This is a genomic window from uncultured Clostridium sp. (genome assembly GCF_937920395.1).
GTDB lineage: Bacteria > Bacillota > Clostridia > Clostridiales > Clostridiaceae > Clostridium_AD.
The window spans coordinates 1-17,036 of record NZ_CALEVF010000374.1 but is presented as its reverse complement, the minus strand read 5'-3'; the positions used below and the strand labels follow the sequence as shown (position 1 = coordinate 17,036).

The following is a 17,036-nucleotide window of genomic DNA, read 5'->3' as shown; positions in this document are numbered from 1 at the left end:
ATGTGGATATATATGCAGCTTCAATTGATGAAAAATTAAATGAACAAGGATATATCGTACCAGGTCTTGGAGATGCTGGAGACAGATTATTTGGAACTAAATAATTAATTTTAAGCAAATAAACAAAAGGTAAAAATAAAAAGCAACTTACAGAAAATTTTCTGTAAGTTGCTTTTTATTTTGGTGTATATCGTTCCTGTTATATATATGTTGTTATATCTATAATAGTATGACTTTTTACGGAAGTAATTCCAAACATTAGAATTAATCAATCAACTTTCACGTTTCAAACTCTTATTTGGAGTTCTAAAGGGAAAAGTCATATGATATTATCTTATTTGAAATATCTAGTAAGTAATCCTTGGAATGCACGACCATGACGAGCTTCATCTTTACACATTTCATGTACTGTATCATGTATAGCATCGTAGTTAAGTTTTTTAGCTAAAGTAGCTAAATCTTTTTTACCTTGACAAGCACCGTGTTCTGCATCAACTCTCATTTCAAGATTTTTCTTAGTATCACCTGTTACTACTTCACCAAGCATTTCTGCAAATTTTGAAGCATGATCAGCTTCTTCAAAAGCAATTCTTTTATAAGCTTCTGCAACTTCAGGGAAACCTTCTCTATCAGCTTGACGACTCATTGCTAAGTACATACCAACCTCAGAACATTCTCCAACGAAGTTAGCTCTTAAACCTTCTATAACTTCAGCGTCTACGCCCTTGGCAACTCCAACTTTATGTTCATCTGCCCATTCCATTTCACCTTCAGTTTTCTCTACAAATTTATCACTTTTAGCTCCGCAAATAGGACAGACATCAGGTGCAGATTCCCCTTCATAGATATATCCACATACTGTACAAACAAACTTCTTCATATATATTTCCTCCCCGTATTCTTTTGAGTTAGACTACAATTATAAATTGTATCCTCTCATATATTAGTTATGTAATTTATTAAATAGAATTAAAATTAGTATTTATCTTTGCTACAAGTACAACTATACATCAACGGATAATAATTATCAAGTAAAATTTAATATCTTTTAAGAAACATTTCGGGAAAATTCGACAATTGAATTAAATCAGAATATCTTCAATGCCATTTAAATCTTTTATTTGAAATAAATTTTTATTGAAATCTATTAATCCATCACTTTTCATATTAACTAGCTCTCTTGAGAGAGAGGGACGTTGTACTCCTAGATGCTGGGCAAGATTTTTCCTGGATAGCGGAAGCACAAGGTTTAAATTCTTTTGAATTTCGTATTGATATAATAAATAGTTAGATATTTTTTGCCTTAGGGTTTCAAAGGAGAGCTCTTTTATTTTTCTATTTAATAGAAGGATTTTACTAGATAACAATTGCATGAAATTATTTAATACTATAGGGTAGGAGCTACACATAGATATAATATCTTTTTTTGATATATAAAGGATAATTGAACCAATAGATGATATTATAGTAGCTGGATAGATGTTTGTTTCTGAAAAAGCTATTGCTTCACCAAAAATTTTACCCTTGTTTAATTTTGCTAGTGTAACGATTTTTCCGCTAGCGTAATGTTTTTGAACCTCAAGGTTTCCTTCAATGACAATGCCTAGCGAATCGCATACATCACCCTCCAAGGCTACTATTGAGGTGTGATATTCATCGTTATTTTTAGAGTTATTAGAAATTGAATACTTTACACTTAAAATTAGACTCTGAAGTTCTAGTGAAGTTAAACCTTTGAATAAGATACATTGTTTCAAATCATTTACTAATTTATCCATAGAATCACCCTTAAATTTTTATTATGGTAACATGGGTTACATATTATCATAAGTAATTTTAATATAATAATCATATACAGTCAATTGAAAATTTATTATTAAGAAAATATATATTTTAAATTTTAGGAGGTTTGAAAATGAAAAGAAATATTATAAATATAGATGAGAACAAATGTAATGGTTGTGGATTATGCATAAATGCTTGCCATGAAGGTGCTATAGAACTTTTAAATGGTAAGGCTAAATTAATAAGTGATGAGTATTGTGATGGATTAGGTGATTGTCTACCGGAATGCCCAGTTGATGCTATTGAAATAATTGAGAGGGATGCTAAGGGGTACGACGTTGAGGCTGTTTTGATGAAAAAGGAGCAAAGTGATACTAAAGAAGACAAGAAGAGTAATCTACCTTGTGGATGTCCTGGGACAATGGAAAAGTCTATAAAAAGAGATGACAATTTTAATGTAGTACAAGAGAAAGCTATAGTAAACACGAATGCAGAAGAATCAGGAGATTCAATGTTAAACCAGTGGCCGGTTCAACTTAAGTTAGTTAACTCAAAGGCAGGATTTCTAAAAGGTGCAGATATATTAATTGCTGCAGATTGTACTGCATATGCTTATGGAAATTTCCATAAGGAGTTTATAAAAGGAAGAATAACTTTAATAGGTTGTCCTAAACTTGATGATAATGACTATTATAAAGATAAAATTGCTGAAATTTTAAAGAATAATGAAATTAAGAGTATTACAGTTATTAGAATGGAAGTACCCTGTTGCGCTGGTATTGTCAATTCTGTAAAGGAAGCTATGCTTAAAGCTAGAGTGATAGTTCCATACAAAGAGATAACAATTGGTATAAACGGAGTTATACTGTAGTATTATTTTAATGAATTATAAACAATAACTATTTTAGGTTTAAGTTAATTTAGAAAAGTATATATTATGCAGTTGTAATAATATATGCTTTTTTACTTTATAATAAATTTACATATATAGTTTATCAAACACTTTAAATTCTTATTGTTTTAGTGTAAAATGATAATGATTGATTATTAGATTATAAATTTTATATTTGATTTTTATCTAAGTAATTAAAATATATTATATGAGGTATAATCATGAAAAGAATTGACAAGCATAATTATTATTTGGATATATGCGAAACAATATCTGAACGAGGAACTTGTTTACGTAGAAATTTTGCGGCTATTATAGTCAAAAATGATGAAATTATGTCTACCGGATATTCGGGAGCACCTAGAGGAAGAAAGAATTGTTGTGATTTAGGCGTATGTAGAAGAGAAGAATTAAAAGTTCCAAGAGGGACAAGATATGAGCTTTGCAGATCTGTACATGCAGAACAGAACGCAATTATATCATCTAGGCGAAGTGATATGTTAGGGGCAACACTTTATTTGGTTGGTAAAGAGGTTAGTACCGGTGAATTAGTTGAAAATGCAGCTCCTTGTTCGTTGTGCAAGAGATTTATAATTAATGCAGGTATAGAGAAAGTTATAGTTAGAAAAGATAAAATAAAATATAAGATAGTATTTGTACAGGAATGGATAGAAAATGATGACTCAATTCAAGGTGATGGTGGATATTAATTTCATAAATTTTAGTATATATTTATCAAATAAAAACACTGTTTTTGTGAAAGAAAGGTTTTTTTTATGAGTAATTTTTATGTTTTAGCAATTATTACAGCTTTGATTTCTGCTGTATTTACACCTTTAGTTAGGAAATTAGCAATAAGGGTTAATGCCATTGATATTCCTAAAGATGCAAGAAGAGTTCATACAAAACCTGTTCCGGTTATGGGCGGACTAGCTATATACATAGCTTTTGTTTTAGGCGTGATTTTGTATAATGGAATTTTAACGCCATCTCAAACGGGAATAATTATTGGCGCGACTATAATTGTTATTGGTGGAATTATTGATGATATTAAAGATTTAAGACCTAGATATAAACTTCTTATACAAATTATAGCGGCTATATGTTTATTGATGTCAGGTGTAAAAATATCAATGATAACTAATCCTTTTAGGGAATTCTATCCTTTTATAAGCATGGGATGGATTAACATACCGGTAACTATAATCTGGATTGTAGGTGTTACTAATGCATTTAACTTAATTGATGGATTAGATGGATTAGCTGCAGGTATAGCATTCATATCATGTGTTACTCTAATGATAGTCTCTATACTTAGTGGAAGGCTCGAAGCGGCGTTTTTAACAGCTGTCTTAAGTGGTGCGATTTTAGGGTTTTTACCATATAATTTTAATCCGGCGTCTATATTTATGGGGGACACTGGTTCTCAATTATTAGGATTTCTTTTAGCGGCCATTTCAATTGAAGGTGCAATTAAATCTGCGACAGCTTTTGTAATTGTAGTGCCAATTTTAGCATTTGCATTACCTATTTATGATACGCTTTTTGCTATGATAAGACGTAAAGTTCATGGAAAACCTATAATGCAAGCAGATAAAGGACACCTGCATCATAGGTTATTAGCAATGGGGTTAAGCCAAAAACAAGCAGTTATTATTATGTACCTTATAAGTGCTATACTAGGCGGAATAGCCATTATAGCTATGCAAATTAGCACACAAAGGGCATATTTTTTATTAGCATCAGTAGGGGTTATTACTGTTTTAATAGCTTGGAAATATGGTATATTTGAGCAAAAAGATTAGATTATATATTATTTCATAACTTTTAGTTTGTGTGCAGTAACAAATTAATTTATATAGGAGGCATGTGGTGGAAAACATTAAAATTATGGTTATATTTGGTACGAGGCCTGAGGCCATAAAAATGGCACCTCTAATTAAGGAATTAGAAAAAGTACCTCAAATACAATGTAAGGTCTGTGTTACGGCGCAGCATAGAGAAATATTAGATCAAGTTCTTGAAATTTTCAACATAAAACCTGAATACGATTTAAATATAATGAAAACAAAACAAAGTTTAACAGGGATAACGTGTTCTGTACTTTCTGGGCTTGAGAAAATTTTTGATAAGGAAAAACCGAATATGGTATTAGTACACGGAGATACTACAACTACTTTTGCGGCAGCACTTGCAGCATTTTATAGAAAGATACCCGTAGGGCATGTTGAAGCAGGTCTTAGGAGCCACAAAAAATATTCACCTTATCCTGAAGAGATTAATAGAAAATTGACCGCGTCCCTTACAGAATTGCATTTTGCGCCTACAAGTATCTCTAAAGAAAATTTATTACTAGAGGGAATAGACGAAAAAGATATTTTTGTTACTGGGAACACAGTTATAGATGCTATGAAATATACAATAAAAGACAACTATGTTTTTGAAAATCATGAGTTAAATTCAATTGATTTTAAAAATAAAAAAATTATAATGGTTACAGCTCATAGAAGAGAAAATTGGGGAATTGGAATTGAGAATATATGTAAAGCGTTAAAAATCATTGTTGAAGAAAATTCTGATGTAGAAATATTGTATCTTGTTCATCCCAATCCAGTAGTTAAAGACATGGTTTATAGTATTTTGAAGGATGTTTCTAGAATACATTTACTCAGTCCGATAGATACTAGAGAAATTCATAATTTAATGAAGAAATGTTATCTTGTAATGACTGATTCGGGAGGAATTCAAGAAGAGGCACCTCATTTAGGCAAACCGGTATTAGTACTTAGAGATGTTACGGAGAGGGTAGAAGCTCTTGGTGCTGGTACAGTAAGGCTGGTTGGAATAGACATAGCTAAAATAGTACTAGAAGCTAATAGTTTAATTAGAGATGTAGAGAAGTATAACCATATGAGTAAATCAATTAATCCTTATGGTGATGGGAATGCTTCAATTAAGATAGTGAATGCACTAGTAAATTATTTTAACAACGTTCCAATTTAAAGTTATATTGATAAATTTAAGAATTTAATTCTTAAATTTATTTTTTTTATAATTTTAATAGTTTAAAATAACGGTTGTGATGATTACAAAATTCATAATCATACATAACAATATAGTAGGGTGAGTAGATTGATTATCAAGGTATAAGGCATTTAAGAGCCTATATACTTCTAAAATATACTTAAGTAGACGTATATTTATGCTAATAATTGCTGATAATAATATGAAATAACAATGATTAAAAGAAAAAGTGAAATATTTAAAGTAATAAGTTGCAATTGTTTTAAAGAAACAATACACTTAAATGGTAATATATACATATATAAATCTTTTGTAAATGTTTAACCAAATAAAACATACATACTAAAGTTAATAAAACCCATTGACAGTGGAATGTATAATGTAATATTATGAATATTAAGAAAGTTTTAAATGTTATTAAAATATAGTTTAATTGAATAACATATTTTTATAATTAGTTATTTACTAGTATTAAACCATAATAGGAAGATATATAGAGGAATAATACTATTTTAACAATATAAATGGTATATTTGACTTTAAAACTTAGAATATCAAGGAATTTGGAGTTTTATTTATAAAAATTAGTAGACTATAATTACAATATTGTTAGAGAGTAAGGAGAAGCGAAAGTGGACAGTAATTTTAGAAACATGTTTAAAAAAATTGCTATATATGATTTTTTTATTTCTTTAGTTTTTATTACAATAATTTATTTTACAGCTAAATCATATGCATTATTTTTTTTATTAGGGATAATAATAGCACTAATGAATCTTTATGTTAATGGTATTACAGTAGAGTATTCTCTTGATAGTAAAAATTTAAAAGGTAAAGGCGTTATAGTAATAGGATCTTTTATAAGAGTTTTATTAGTGAGTGTGATTGGGTTTGCCATTGGCAGACACAATATGTTCAATATAATTGCGTATATTTTCGGATATAGTGCGCAGTTCATATCTTTAGTGTATTACGGAATAAAAAATAAGGATATTGAAGGGAAGTGATATAATGGAAAAAATAGTGCCGTTATTTCATATTAAATTCTTTGGCTACAGTATTGGAATTGTAGAAAGTATATTTGTCCAGTGGTGCATAATAGCTGTAATAGCTATATTTTGTGTATTATTTATAAGAAACTTAAAAATAATTCCTGATAAGAAGCAAAATCTAATAGAAATGATTATGGATTTAATAAACAATCTTGTTAGAAATAATATGGGAGAAGAATATATGGGCTTTGTGCCTTATATAGGAACGCTGGCAATATTTTTAAGTTTTTTAAATTTAACGGGACTGATAGGTTTTCATCCTGCAACAGTGGATTATAGTGTATCATTAGCACTAGCATTAATAACATTCGTTGTTGTTCAATGGTATGCTATTAAGAAGATAGGCGTAGGTCATTATTTAAAAGGATACGCTGAACCATATGCATTTATATTACCTATTAACTTAATGGAAAGGGTGATGCTTCCAGTATCATTGAGTTTTAGGTTGTTTGGAAATATGACTGCAGGTGTTGTAATAATAAATTTGGCGTATACAGGTTTGTCTAGTTTGAATGGATTTGCTCAATTATTAGTCCCAATACCATTACATTTTTATTTTGATTTATTTGATGGACTTATACAAATGGTTATTTTTGTTATGTTAACTATGGTTAACATAAAAGTCATAGCAGAACACTAAATTTAGTTTTTTAAAATTAAGGAGGAATATATTATGGTTTTAGATTCAGCAGCAATAATTACAGGAATGTCTGCAATAGGTGCAGGTGTTGCAGCAATAGGATGTATAGGTGGAGGAATAGGAACAGGTAATGCCGCAGCTAAGGCTGTAGAAGGAGTAGCAAGACAACCGGAAGCTAAAGGGTCCATAATTAGTACATTAGTTATAGGTGCAGCATTCTCAGAAGCTACAGCTATATATGCATTCTTAATAGCGTTAATTTTAGCATTTAAATAATATGGTACATATCAAAACGAAAAATTTTGAAATTAGGCCTAAAGGGGGCTTTAATAGATTATGAATTTAAACGCACATGTATCTACAATTATATTCACAATAATAAATTTTGTAATATTGTTATTTATCTTAAAGCACTTTTTTAGTAAGCCATTAAACAAGATAATGGATGCAAGAATAAATGGAATAAACACATCTATTAAGAATGCTAAAGATAATGAAGCAAAAGCAGAAATTTCAAGAATAGAAAAAGATAAGTTATTACATGATTCAAAGACAAAAGGAAGAGAAATAGTTGAAGAGTATAAAGTAAAAGCTCAAAATATTTCTCAAGAAATAATTGATGATGCAAAAAAAGAATCAATTACGATTATGGATAGATCAAGAGTGGAAATAGAAAGAGAAAAAGAAAAGGCAGTAAGTGAAATTCAAAAGCAAGTGATAGATTTATCTTTAATATTATCTGAAAGAGCTCTTGAGAAGCATATTGATGAAAAAGAGCATAGAAAATTAATAGAAGATTTTATTGTTAAGGTAGGTAGCTAAAATGTATGAATACTTATATAAAAGATATGCATTAGCACTATATGAAGTTGCAGAGGAAAAAGGGAAAGTAGAAGAATATTTAGAGGACCTACGAGAAATTGTTTCACTTATGAAAAATGATGTTGATTTTTTAAAAGTTATTAAACATCCTAAAGTAGGTACATCTAAAAAGAAGGAACTATTCACCAAAATTTTCAAAGGCAAAATTGATGACGGGTTGTTATCTTTTTTGCTTATACTTATAGAAAAGAACAGAATATTGTTTGTTGATGAAGATCTTAAAGAAATGGAGAAAATTCATTTAGATCGTACGAATACACTGCTAGCAGAAGTTAAAACTGTAATTCCTCTTGTAGAAACAGAAAGGGAAAATCTCAGGGTTAAACTAGCCAAGATGTATGACAAAAAAATTATTTTCGATGAAAAATTAGATAAAAAAGTTATCGGCGGAGTATATATAAGAATTGGTGATGACGTTATTGATGGTACAATACAAAGCAAATTAGATGAAATGAAAAAATTAATGTTCAAATAGGAAAAGAGGTGAGTTTATGAATATAAAACCAGAAGAAATAACATCCATAATAAAAAAAGAAATAGAAGGTTATAAAAAAACAATTGAAACTGTCGATTCTGGAACAATAATTCAGATAGGTGATGGAATAGCAAGAGTTTATGGATTGGATGAATGTATGGAAAACGAACTTTTAGAATTCCCAGGTGGAATATTTGGCATGGCATTAAATTTAGAACAGGATAATGTAGGATGCGTGCTTTTAGGACCAGAAGAGGGAATTAAAGAAGGGGACATAGTAAAAAGAACTGGTAAAGTGGTAGAAGTTTCTGTAGGTGAGGCTTTAATAGGTAGAGTCGTAAATGCATTAGGTGTAGCGATAGATGGTAAAGGTCCGATTAAAACTACAGAGACAAGACCAGTTGAGGTAATAGCACCTGGAGTTATTTCAAGACAATCAGTTAAGGAACCACTTCAAACTGGAATTAAAGCAATAGACTCTATGGTACCAATTGGAAGAGGACAAAGAGAACTTATAATTGGAGATAGACAAACTGGTAAGACTGCTTTAACTACAGACACTATTATAAATCAAAAGGGCAAAGATGTTATATGTATATATGTTGCCATTGGTCAAAAACAATCTACTGTTGCGCATATTGTTAATACACTATCTGAAATGGGAGCTATGGATTATACGATAGTTGTAGCTTCTACAGCTTCGCATTCAGCACCACTTCAGTATTTAGCACCATATGCTGGATGTACAATGGGTGAATTCTTTATGCATAACGGTAAGAATGTATTAATAGTATACGATGATTTATCTAAACATGCTGTAGCTTATAGAGCTATGTCATTATTACTTCGTAGACCACCAGGTAGAGAAGCATATCCTGGAGACATATTTTATATTCATTCAAGATTGCTAGAAAGGGCAGCGAAACTTTCAGATAAATTGGGTGGAGGATCATTAACTGCACTTCCAATAATTGAAACTCTTGCAGGTGATGTTACAGCATATATACCAACTAATGTTATTTCTATAACAGATGGGCAAATATTTCTTGAAGCTGAATTATTCCATTCAGGGCAAAGACCAGCAATTAATGCTGGAATATCTGTATCTAGAGTTGGTGGAAATGCTCAAATAAAAGCAATGAAACAAGTTACAGGAACTTTAAGACTTGAACTCGCTCAATATAGAGAACTTGCGGCTTTTGCTCAATTTGGAACGGATCTTGATAAAGATGCTAAAATGAGACTTGAAAAAGGTAAAAGATTAATGGAGATATTAAGGCAAGATCAATATGCGCCAGTAGCTGTAGAAAAACAAGTTATGATTTTCTTTGCGGGATCTGGTAACCATCTTGCAGATATCCCAGTATCTGAAATAACACGATTTGAAAGCGAATATTTTGAGTTTATGGATACACAGCATAGAGAAATAGGTAAGGCGATACTTACTGAAAAAGCGTTAGATGATAAATTAAAACAACAACTTACTGAAGCTATAGATGAATTTAAAAAAATATTTTCTATAGATGATAAGTAGTGAGAAGGATTTAAATTTAAGAAAAAGTATAAGTAATAAATTAATATGGCACCTTTACGCTGTAATTAATTTGCATTGATGATATAATATTAGAGCTAAATTGCTTTGATAACATATCACTAATGCTAAAGAGAGGTGAAACATGGCAGGTGCAGGGCTTGTTGCAATTAAACGAAGAATAAGATCTATAACAAATACTACGAAAATCACAAAAGCAATGGGATTGGTTTCGACATCTAAATATCAAAGAATAAGGAAAAAATTAGATACTAATAATAATTATGTAGATAAGCTTGAGGAAGTTATTAAGCAAGTTAAAGATAATTACGACGAAGATAGTATCTATATAAAAGGAAACAAAAGTAGTAAGAAAATGTATGTTGTTTTGACTTCGGATACAGGTCTTTGTGGCGGCTTTAATTGGTCGATAGTAAATGAACTGACAAGTAAATTAGAGAGCAACAAGGAAGAATACGACATAATTGTAGTAGGCCATAAAGGAAGAGTTATATTTAAAAAACTTAATATAGAAACTGTGTCTGAATATGTTGATATTTTAGATGTTCCTACTCAAAAAGAAGCTACTACCATAATTGACCACGCATTCAACATGTATAATAATGGTGAAATAGGTGAAGTTTATATAGTTTATAAAAGACTTATATCAGCACTGAAAAATGAAGTGAAAATTGAAAAATTGCTTCCTTTAAGTTTTGAAAATGAAGACAATGTTAACAAAGAGTATGTAAATATTGAAGCAATAGATGAAAAAGCATTATATGAAATAACTTCATTATTTTTAGGAGGTAAAACTCTAAATTCAATGTTACATTCAAAAGCAAGTGAGCATAAGTCTAGAATGGAATCTATGGGGTCAGCCACTGAAAATGCTAATGATATACTTGATAAACTTAATTTAAAATATAATAGAAGTAGACAATATTCAATTACACAAGAAATTTCAGAAATAGTCGGAGGAGCGGAGGCTCTAAAGTAGAAAGGAGAGAGATTAATGGCAGGACATATAGGCAAAGTTGTTCAAGTAATAGGACCAGTTATAGATATAAAGTTTGACTCGGAAAGTCTTCCTAATATTTATAATAGTATTGAAATTCAGATGGATGATAGAGTAATTGTAGCTGAGGTTGAACAACATATTGGTGATGATATTGTAAGAACGATAGCTATGGAAGGTACAGAAGGCTTAAGAAGAGGACTCGATGCTACTGATACACTGCACCCAATAATGGTTCCAGTAGGAGATGTGGTTCTTGGAAGGTTATTTAATGTTCTTGGAAAACCTGTAGATGAGATGGGTGAAGTTAAGGTAGATAAGTATATGCCTATTCATAGGTTAGCTCCAACATTTGCAGAACAATCTGTTGAACCAGAAGTTTTTGAAACAGGCATTAAAGTAATAGATCTTATAGCGCCATATCAAAAGGGTGGTAAAATTGGTCTTTTGGGTGGTGCAGGAGTTGGTAAAACTGTTCTCATACAAGAACTTATGAATAATATTGCAAAAGAGCATAATGGACTTTCAGTATTTACTGGAGTTGGAGAGAGAACAAGAGAAGGTAACGATTTATATAATGAAATGAAGGAGTCAGGAGTTATTTCTAAAACTGCTTTGGTTTTTGGACAAATGAATGAACCACCTGGTGCCAGAATGAGGGTTGCATTAACTGGTCTTACTATGTGCGAAAATTTTAGAGATCAAGGTAAAGATGTATTATTGTTCATAGATAATATTTTTAGATTTACACAAGCTGGTTCTGAGGTTTCAGCACTACTTGGAAGAATACCAAGTGCTGTTGGTTACCAACCAACACTTGCTACAGAAATGGGACAGTTACAAGAGAGAATTACATCTACAAAGCAAGGGTCAATTACATCTGTTCAAGCAGTGTATGTGCCAGCAGACGATTTTACAGATCCTGCTCCGGCAACTACATTTACACATCTTGATGCTACTACAGTATTATCGAGAGGAATAGTAGAACTTGGTATATATCCGGCAGTAGATCCACTGGAGTCGACATCAACAATGCTTGATCCTAGAATAGTTGGTAAGGAACATTATGATGTTACAATAGAGGTTAAACATATACTTGAAAGATATAAAGAACTTCAAGATATTATTGCAATACTTGGTATGGATGAATTGTCTGAAGAAGATAAATTAGTAGTAACAAGGGCAAGAAAAGTACAAAGATTTTTATCTCAACCATTTACAGTAGCTGAGCAGTTTACTGGAATGAAAGGTAAATTTGTACCAGTAAAAGAAACCGTAAGAGGTTTTAAAGAAATTCTTGAAGGCAAACATGATAAATTACCAGAAGCTGCATTTATGTTTGTAGGTTCTATAGAAGAGGCAGTAGAGAAAGCTAAGACTTTGGCTAATCAGTAATTCATATTAGTAAGCAATTAGCCATTATGTTACTTATTTTATTTGAGATAACTAGTAAAAATTATTAATTAATCTTTAAGAATATGTACATAGAAAGGTCGGTGTTATTTTATGAAAAATCATATAAAACTTACTATGCTTACTCCTGAAAAGGAGTTTTATAGTGGTGATATTCTAAGTCTTAACTCGCAGAGTGATGAAGGGGTATTTGGAATTCTTGCGAACCATGTCCCAATGATAGCTCAATTAAAACCAACTGTTACAACATTTACACAGGTTGATGGTAAAGAGTTAAAAGCTTTTACATCAACGGGTGTTTTAAGAGTTCTTAAAGGTGAAGTAGAAATGTTGTGTAGTGCTTGTGAATGGCCAGAAGATATAGATGCTAAAAGAGCAAATGAGGCTAAAGAGCGAGCAGAAAAAAGATTAAATAATGATACTCAAGAAGTTAATTTAAAACGAGCAGAAGGTGCTGTTTTAAGGTCAGTTATGAGACTCAAGGCAAAAGGATAGAACCTAAAAAATGAAGATATTAATTTATCTTCATTTTTTTTATGCTCAAGAAGAAAATAAAGTTGATTTAATATAAAATATTTAATAATCAAAGTGAATACCATTAAATTATATTAAGCACATTTTAATTAAAATTATATATATTAGTAGTATAAAGAAAAGATATATATATAAAGATTGATCACTGGTATATACCCTACCTATACTTTAAAGAAAATAGCCCTCTTTGCACTTGTGCTGGGGGATAATTTTATTAATAGGACAAAAATAAAACTATTTTTTTTAGAATAAAAAGGTAAATTATTGTCAAGAATTTAATTATTGGCAGTAATTTAAATTAAAGTGTAGGGGGACTGAAATGAGAAGAAAAGGTATAGCTCTTTTATGTATAGTATTAAGTATGATTGTTTTGCAAATTAATGTTACATTCGCGAAGGCACATGAAAATTATAATTTATTTGATGAAATATTAATCCAAACTAAAAGTAAAACTGTAGAATATGGTTTAAAGACATGCTTCGAAACTCAAGGCGACCCCGAAGATATAACTAATTATATGATTTCAGCATTGGATCTTAATAATAAAAAAATAATATTAAGTGCATCTGATAATAAAAATTCATATTGTGTAAATTTTTCAAGTGAAAATTTAAACGGATACGTAGAGGCATTGAAATACAAAAATAAAAGTCTTATAACAATAAATATAACTAAAGTAAGTAATGAAAATGGATTGATACCTCTTAAAAATAAAGTTAGAGATAGTATTGGCAATAGAGGTAAAGATATTAAATATTTTCAATACTTAAAGGCAAGGGTTATGGAAAGTGATAAGGGTGTGGGAAAAAATAATATCAATGGTATTAATCAAAAAATAATAAAAATTCTGAAATCTCACGGCACTGAAAATATTGAGACAGTGAGTTTAAATAATGGGCTAAGCACTCTGGCATATACCAAAAGATATGATGAAAAGGTAATTAATAACAAGTTAATTGATTTTAATTATGCTGTATGTAGTTATTCGTCAGGAAGGTACATTATCATGGGTACACCTGAAATAATTACAACTTATTAAAAATTATCAATATTATGGAGGAAATTAATGGATAGATTGGTTATAAAAGGTGGAAAAAAATTAGAGGGTGAAGTAAATATAAGTGCTGCTAAAAATTCGGTCCTTCCAATACTTGTAGCAACTATATTAAATGCTAATAGTTGTACTATTGAAAATACTCCGATGCTTGAGGATGTATTTGTAATTTGTGATGTATTAAAATCTCTTGGGGCAGACGTTAGTATAGATAAAATTAATAAAAGAGTCAAAATAAATACTGCAAATTTATTTGATAGTGGAGCTAATGATGAATTAGTAAGAAAGATGAGAGCGTCTTTTTTAATAATGGGACCGATGCTTGGAAGATTTGGAGGTTTTAAAATTTCTTTACCTGGTGGATGTAATATTGGAACTAGGCCGATTGATCTTCATTTAAAAGGATTATCAGCATTAGGTGCTGAGGTTTCAGTAGGGCATGGATATGTAGAAGCAAAAGCTAAAAAATTAATAGGCAGCAACATATATTTAGATTACCCATCAGTGGGGGCTACGGAAAATATAATGATGGCTGCAACTCTTGCTAAGGGTGAAACAATAATAGGAAATGCAGCAGAGGAACCAGAAATTGTTGATTTGGCAATGTTTTTAAGGTCTATGGGAGCACAAATTGAGGGAGAAGGAACTGATACCATAAGGGTAATAGGAGTAAAAGACTTTAAAGAAGTTGTTCATAAACCGATATATGACAGGATAGAAGCAGGCACATTTATGATAACAGCAGCGATAACAAAAAGCTTAATTAAAATTAATGGGGTTGATGAGATTCATTCAAAGCCAATAATAGCAAAACTTACAGAAATGGGAGTAGCGATAGAAATTAATAAAAATAGTGTAATAGTTGATGGTAGGCAAAAGTTAAATCCTATAGATTTAAAAACAATGCCATATCCGGGATTCCCAACAGATATGCAAGCGCAGATGATGAGTTTATTATGTACAGTCAAAGGGACAAGTATAATTACAGAAACGATTTTTGAAAATAGGTTCATGCATGCTGTAGAGCTTAAGAGAATGGGAGCGAATATAAAGATAGATGGTAGAAGTGCGGTAATTGAAGGTATAGACACATTTACAGGGTCAGAGGTTACTGCTACGGATTTAAGGGCTGGGGCAGCGCTAATACTTGCAGGGCTAACAGCAGAAGGCACGACTACGATAAAGGACATATATCATATTGATAGAGGATATGTCACCATTGAAGAGAAACTAAGAGGTTTAGGTGCAGATATAGAAAGGGTTCATTTTGATAAGTAATATATATTTTAGAAATAATAGTATTATATAAACAGGTATAAAAAGAGATTTTTTTAATATTAAAACTTAAGAATTGGGGTATATAAGAGAATATATTCCAGTTCTTTTATAATGTAATTTTAAATTATATAAGTTTTATCATCCAATATAAATTCAACAGACTAAAAAGTAATATTCTTTATATTTATTTAATATGTATAGAGTAAAACTTATTTTATAACGAAGGGGAGAAAAAGATGAGAAAAGTTCTTGCTGCCATTCATTTTAAGAATATCCTTCTATTAATTATAGCATTTATAGCATTTATAGTTATTACTTCTGTATTAATAGTGGGAGTTGGGAATAACAAATATATAAATAAAGACACAAATAAAAGTACTGTAATTAAATCGGGAGATAATAAGAGCGTTATAAAATATGAATCAATGCCAAAAATCACTAAAGTTAAGGTCTTTATTACAAAAGAAAACAGTATAAAAGAAGTTAATTTAGAAGATTATGTTACTGGAGTTGTGGCATCAGAAATGCCTGTTGGTTTTGGGGTAGAGGCTATAAAAGCTCAAGCTGTAGCCGCAAGAACATATGCTTTAGCTCACGTTGCACAATTAGGTGGAGCCGGATGTAGTAAATATGCAAAGGAAGCTGATTTATGTGATACAGTTCACTGCCAAGTTTATATGACTAAGGAAGAACGTTTGAAAATATGGGGAAGAGTTAAAGGCGAGATGTATTGGAATAAGATTGAAAATGCAGTTAAAGCAACAGTGGGTGAAGTCTTAACATATAATGACAATTTGGTAATGGAGCCATATTATTTCTCTACAAGCAGTGGGAGAACAGAAAATTCTGAGGACGTATTTAGCGCTATGGTACCATATCTTCGAAGTGTGGAAAGCCCTGGTGAGGAAAAATTAAAAAATACTAAAAGTAGTAAAACTTTTAACTATAAAGAGTTAAGCCAAATTATAAATAATAATTATAATAACGCCAGGGTATCATCTGCTAATATTAAAAACCAAATAACAGTAATTGACAGAACTGAGGCTGGAAGTGTTAAGAATATTAAGGTAGGAAGAATAACTATGACAGGAGGTAAATTTAGAACAATGCTTAGTTTAAAATCATCAAATTTTAAAATAAAGTTTAATTCAAGTAGTGTTGAAGTGGATTGCAGTGGATACGGTCATGATGTTGGAATGAGTCAATATGGAGCGGATGCCATGGCGAAAAAAGGGGAGAGTTATGTTGATATTTTAACTCACTATTATCAAGGTACAAAAATTTCTAAATAGAACAATATAATTAAGGCTAGTTATCCTATCTTGAGGGCATAACTAGCCTAAAATTTTGTAAAATATAAAATAACTTACAAATAATTTAATAAATAATGTATGTTTTATTAGATTATGGACAAAAATACAAATGGAGGTGTTTGTATGGATAAAAACGCAAACAATA

The 17,036-nt window shown here is 30.6% G+C and carries 19 protein-coding genes; 17 read left to right on the top strand and 2 right to left on the bottom strand.

Features of this window, described 5'->3' with window-relative positions; translation table 11 throughout:
* On the top strand, positions 1-104 hold a 104-nt coding region (locus Q0649_RS21990; protein WP_298846949.1), incomplete at its 5' end, for a uracil phosphoribosyltransferase.
* Between the two features lie 230 nt (positions 105-334).
* On the opposite strand, the gene Q0649_RS21985 is transcribed toward Q0649_RS21990, so the two are convergent.
* Together Q0649_RS21985 and Q0649_RS21980 are read right to left on the bottom strand one after the other, a co-directional pair.
* The gene (locus Q0649_RS21985) at positions 335-880 is read right to left on the bottom strand and encodes an NADH peroxidase (protein WP_298846946.1); all 546 of its coding nucleotides are present in this window, start codon (positions 878-880) and stop codon (positions 335-337) included.
* A gap of 202 nt (positions 881-1,082) precedes the next feature.
* Positions 1,083-1,778: a Crp/Fnr family transcriptional regulator gene (locus Q0649_RS21980; protein ID WP_298846943.1), complete on the bottom strand. Its 696-nt coding sequence runs from the start codon at positions 1,776-1,778 to the stop codon at positions 1,083-1,085.
* A gap of 137 nt (positions 1,779-1,915) precedes the next feature.
* Between Q0649_RS21980 and Q0649_RS21975 the strand changes: the two genes are divergently transcribed.
* The 16 genes from Q0649_RS21975 to spoIID all read left to right on the top strand — a co-directional run bounded on the left by Q0649_RS21975 (position 1,916) and on the right by spoIID (position 16,870).
* The gene (locus tag Q0649_RS21975) at positions 1,916-2,656 is read left to right on the top strand and encodes an ATP-binding protein (protein WP_298846940.1); all 741 of its coding nucleotides are present in this window, start codon (positions 1,916-1,918) and stop codon (positions 2,654-2,656) included.
* A 242-nt stretch (positions 2,657-2,898) separates the two neighbouring features.
* Positions 2,899-3,387, top strand: coding sequence for a cytidine deaminase (locus Q0649_RS21970; protein ID WP_298846937.1), 489 nt, complete (start codon positions 2,899-2,901; stop codon positions 3,385-3,387).
* Between the two features lie 66 nt (positions 3,388-3,453).
* Positions 3,454-4,482: an MraY family glycosyltransferase gene (locus Q0649_RS21965; protein ID WP_298846934.1), complete on the top strand. Its 1,029-nt coding sequence runs from the start codon at positions 3,454-3,456 to the stop codon at positions 4,480-4,482.
* 67 nt (positions 4,483-4,549) lie between these two features.
* Entirely contained in the window at positions 4,550-5,680 is a 1,131-nt protein-coding gene (gene wecB / locus Q0649_RS21960) for a non-hydrolyzing UDP-N-acetylglucosamine 2-epimerase (RefSeq protein ID WP_298846931.1), read from the top strand.
* A 653-nt stretch (positions 5,681-6,333) separates the two neighbouring features.
* Entirely contained in the window at positions 6,334-6,708 is a 375-nt protein-coding gene (locus Q0649_RS21955) for an ATP synthase subunit I (protein ID WP_298846928.1), read from the top strand.
* 4 nt (positions 6,709-6,712) lie between these two features.
* Positions 6,713-7,393, top strand: a complete 681-nt coding sequence (locus tag Q0649_RS21950; RefSeq protein ID WP_298846925.1) for a F0F1 ATP synthase subunit A — start codon at positions 6,713-6,715, stop codon at positions 7,391-7,393.
* Positions 7,394-7,426: 33 nt separating this feature from the next.
* A complete protein-coding gene (gene atpE / locus Q0649_RS21945) occupies positions 7,427-7,669 on the top strand; it encodes an ATP synthase F0 subunit C (protein WP_298846922.1) in 243 nt (80 codons plus the stop codon).
* A gap of 60 nt (positions 7,670-7,729) precedes the next feature.
* Entirely contained in the window at positions 7,730-8,215 is a 486-nt protein-coding gene (locus tag Q0649_RS21940; RefSeq protein WP_298846918.1) for a F0F1 ATP synthase subunit B, read from the top strand.
* Between the two features lies 1 nt (position 8,216).
* A complete protein-coding gene (locus Q0649_RS21935; RefSeq protein WP_298846917.1) occupies positions 8,217-8,750 on the top strand; it encodes a F0F1 ATP synthase subunit delta in 534 nt (177 codons plus the stop codon).
* 16 nt (positions 8,751-8,766) lie between these two features.
* A complete protein-coding gene (gene atpA / locus Q0649_RS21930; protein WP_298846916.1) occupies positions 8,767-10,284 on the top strand; it encodes a F0F1 ATP synthase subunit alpha in 1,518 nt (505 codons plus the stop codon).
* Between the two features lie 142 nt (positions 10,285-10,426).
* The gene (atpG, locus tag Q0649_RS21925) at positions 10,427-11,281 is read left to right on the top strand and encodes an ATP synthase F1 subunit gamma (protein ID WP_298846913.1); all 855 of its coding nucleotides are present in this window, start codon (positions 10,427-10,429) and stop codon (positions 11,279-11,281) included.
* Positions 11,282-11,296: 15 nt separating this feature from the next.
* On the top strand, positions 11,297-12,694 hold the full coding sequence (gene atpD, locus Q0649_RS21920) for a F0F1 ATP synthase subunit beta (protein WP_298846911.1): 1,398 nt from the start codon (positions 11,297-11,299) through the stop codon (positions 12,692-12,694).
* A gap of 111 nt (positions 12,695-12,805) precedes the next feature.
* Positions 12,806-13,207 carry an ATP synthase F1 subunit epsilon gene (gene atpC / locus Q0649_RS21915; protein ID WP_298846909.1) on the top strand — a complete coding sequence of 134 codons (402 nt, stop codon included), beginning with the start codon at positions 12,806-12,808 and terminating at the stop codon, positions 13,205-13,207.
* 358 nt (positions 13,208-13,565) lie between these two features.
* Positions 13,566-14,285, top strand: a complete 720-nt coding sequence (locus Q0649_RS21910; RefSeq protein ID WP_298846908.1) for a YwmB family TATA-box binding protein — start codon at positions 13,566-13,568, stop codon at positions 14,283-14,285.
* Positions 14,286-14,312: 27 nt separating this feature from the next.
* Entirely contained in the window at positions 14,313-15,578 is a 1,266-nt protein-coding gene (murA, locus tag Q0649_RS21905) for a UDP-N-acetylglucosamine 1-carboxyvinyltransferase (RefSeq protein ID WP_298846906.1), read from the top strand.
* Between the two features lie 236 nt (positions 15,579-15,814).
* Positions 15,815-16,870, top strand: coding sequence for a stage II sporulation protein D (gene spoIID / locus Q0649_RS21900; protein ID WP_298846904.1), 1,056 nt, complete (start codon positions 15,815-15,817; stop codon positions 16,868-16,870).
* Positions 16,871-17,036 lie beyond the last annotated feature (166 nt).

What these genes read in the sequence shown, in the direction of transcription:
- atpD (WP_298846911.1), top strand. Translation starts at nt 11,297, where the DNA reads ATGGCAGGACATATAGGCAAAGTTGTTCAAGTAATAGGACCAGTTATA.
- atpG (WP_298846913.1), top strand. Translation starts at nt 10,427, where the DNA reads ATGGCAGGTGCAGGGCTTGTTGCAATTAAACGAAGAATAAGATCTATA.
- Q0649_RS21910 (WP_298846908.1), top strand. Translation starts at nt 13,566, where the DNA reads ATGAGAAGAAAAGGTATAGCTCTTTTATGTATAGTATTAAGTATGATT.
- Q0649_RS21935 (WP_298846917.1), top strand. Translation starts at nt 8,217, where the DNA reads ATGTATGAATACTTATATAAAAGATATGCATTAGCACTATATGAAGTT.
- Q0649_RS21970 (WP_298846937.1), top strand. Translation starts at nt 2,899, where the DNA reads ATGAAAAGAATTGACAAGCATAATTATTATTTGGATATATGCGAAACA.
- Q0649_RS21940 (WP_298846918.1), top strand. Translation starts at nt 7,730, where the DNA reads ATGAATTTAAACGCACATGTATCTACAATTATATTCACAATAATAAAT.
- spoIID (WP_298846904.1), top strand. Translation starts at nt 15,815, where the DNA reads ATGAGAAAAGTTCTTGCTGCCATTCATTTTAAGAATATCCTTCTATTA.
- Q0649_RS21975 (WP_298846940.1), top strand. Translation starts at nt 1,916, where the DNA reads ATGAAAAGAAATATTATAAATATAGATGAGAACAAATGTAATGGTTGT.
- murA (WP_298846906.1), top strand. Translation starts at nt 14,313, where the DNA reads ATGGATAGATTGGTTATAAAAGGTGGAAAAAAATTAGAGGGTGAAGTA.
- Q0649_RS21985 (WP_298846946.1), bottom strand. Translation starts at nt 880, where the DNA reads ATGAAGAAGTTTGTTTGTACAGTATGTGGATATATCTATGAAGGGGAA.
- atpE (WP_298846922.1), top strand. Translation starts at nt 7,427, where the DNA reads ATGGTTTTAGATTCAGCAGCAATAATTACAGGAATGTCTGCAATAGGT.
- atpA (WP_298846916.1), top strand. Translation starts at nt 8,767, where the DNA reads ATGAATATAAAACCAGAAGAAATAACATCCATAATAAAAAAAGAAATA.
- Q0649_RS21950 (WP_298846925.1), top strand. Translation starts at nt 6,713, where the DNA reads ATGGAAAAAATAGTGCCGTTATTTCATATTAAATTCTTTGGCTACAGT.
- atpC (WP_298846909.1), top strand. Translation starts at nt 12,806, where the DNA reads ATGAAAAATCATATAAAACTTACTATGCTTACTCCTGAAAAGGAGTTT.
- Q0649_RS21980 (WP_298846943.1), bottom strand. Translation starts at nt 1,778, where the DNA reads ATGGATAAATTAGTAAATGATTTGAAACAATGTATCTTATTCAAAGGT.
- Q0649_RS21965 (WP_298846934.1), top strand. Translation starts at nt 3,454, where the DNA reads ATGAGTAATTTTTATGTTTTAGCAATTATTACAGCTTTGATTTCTGCT.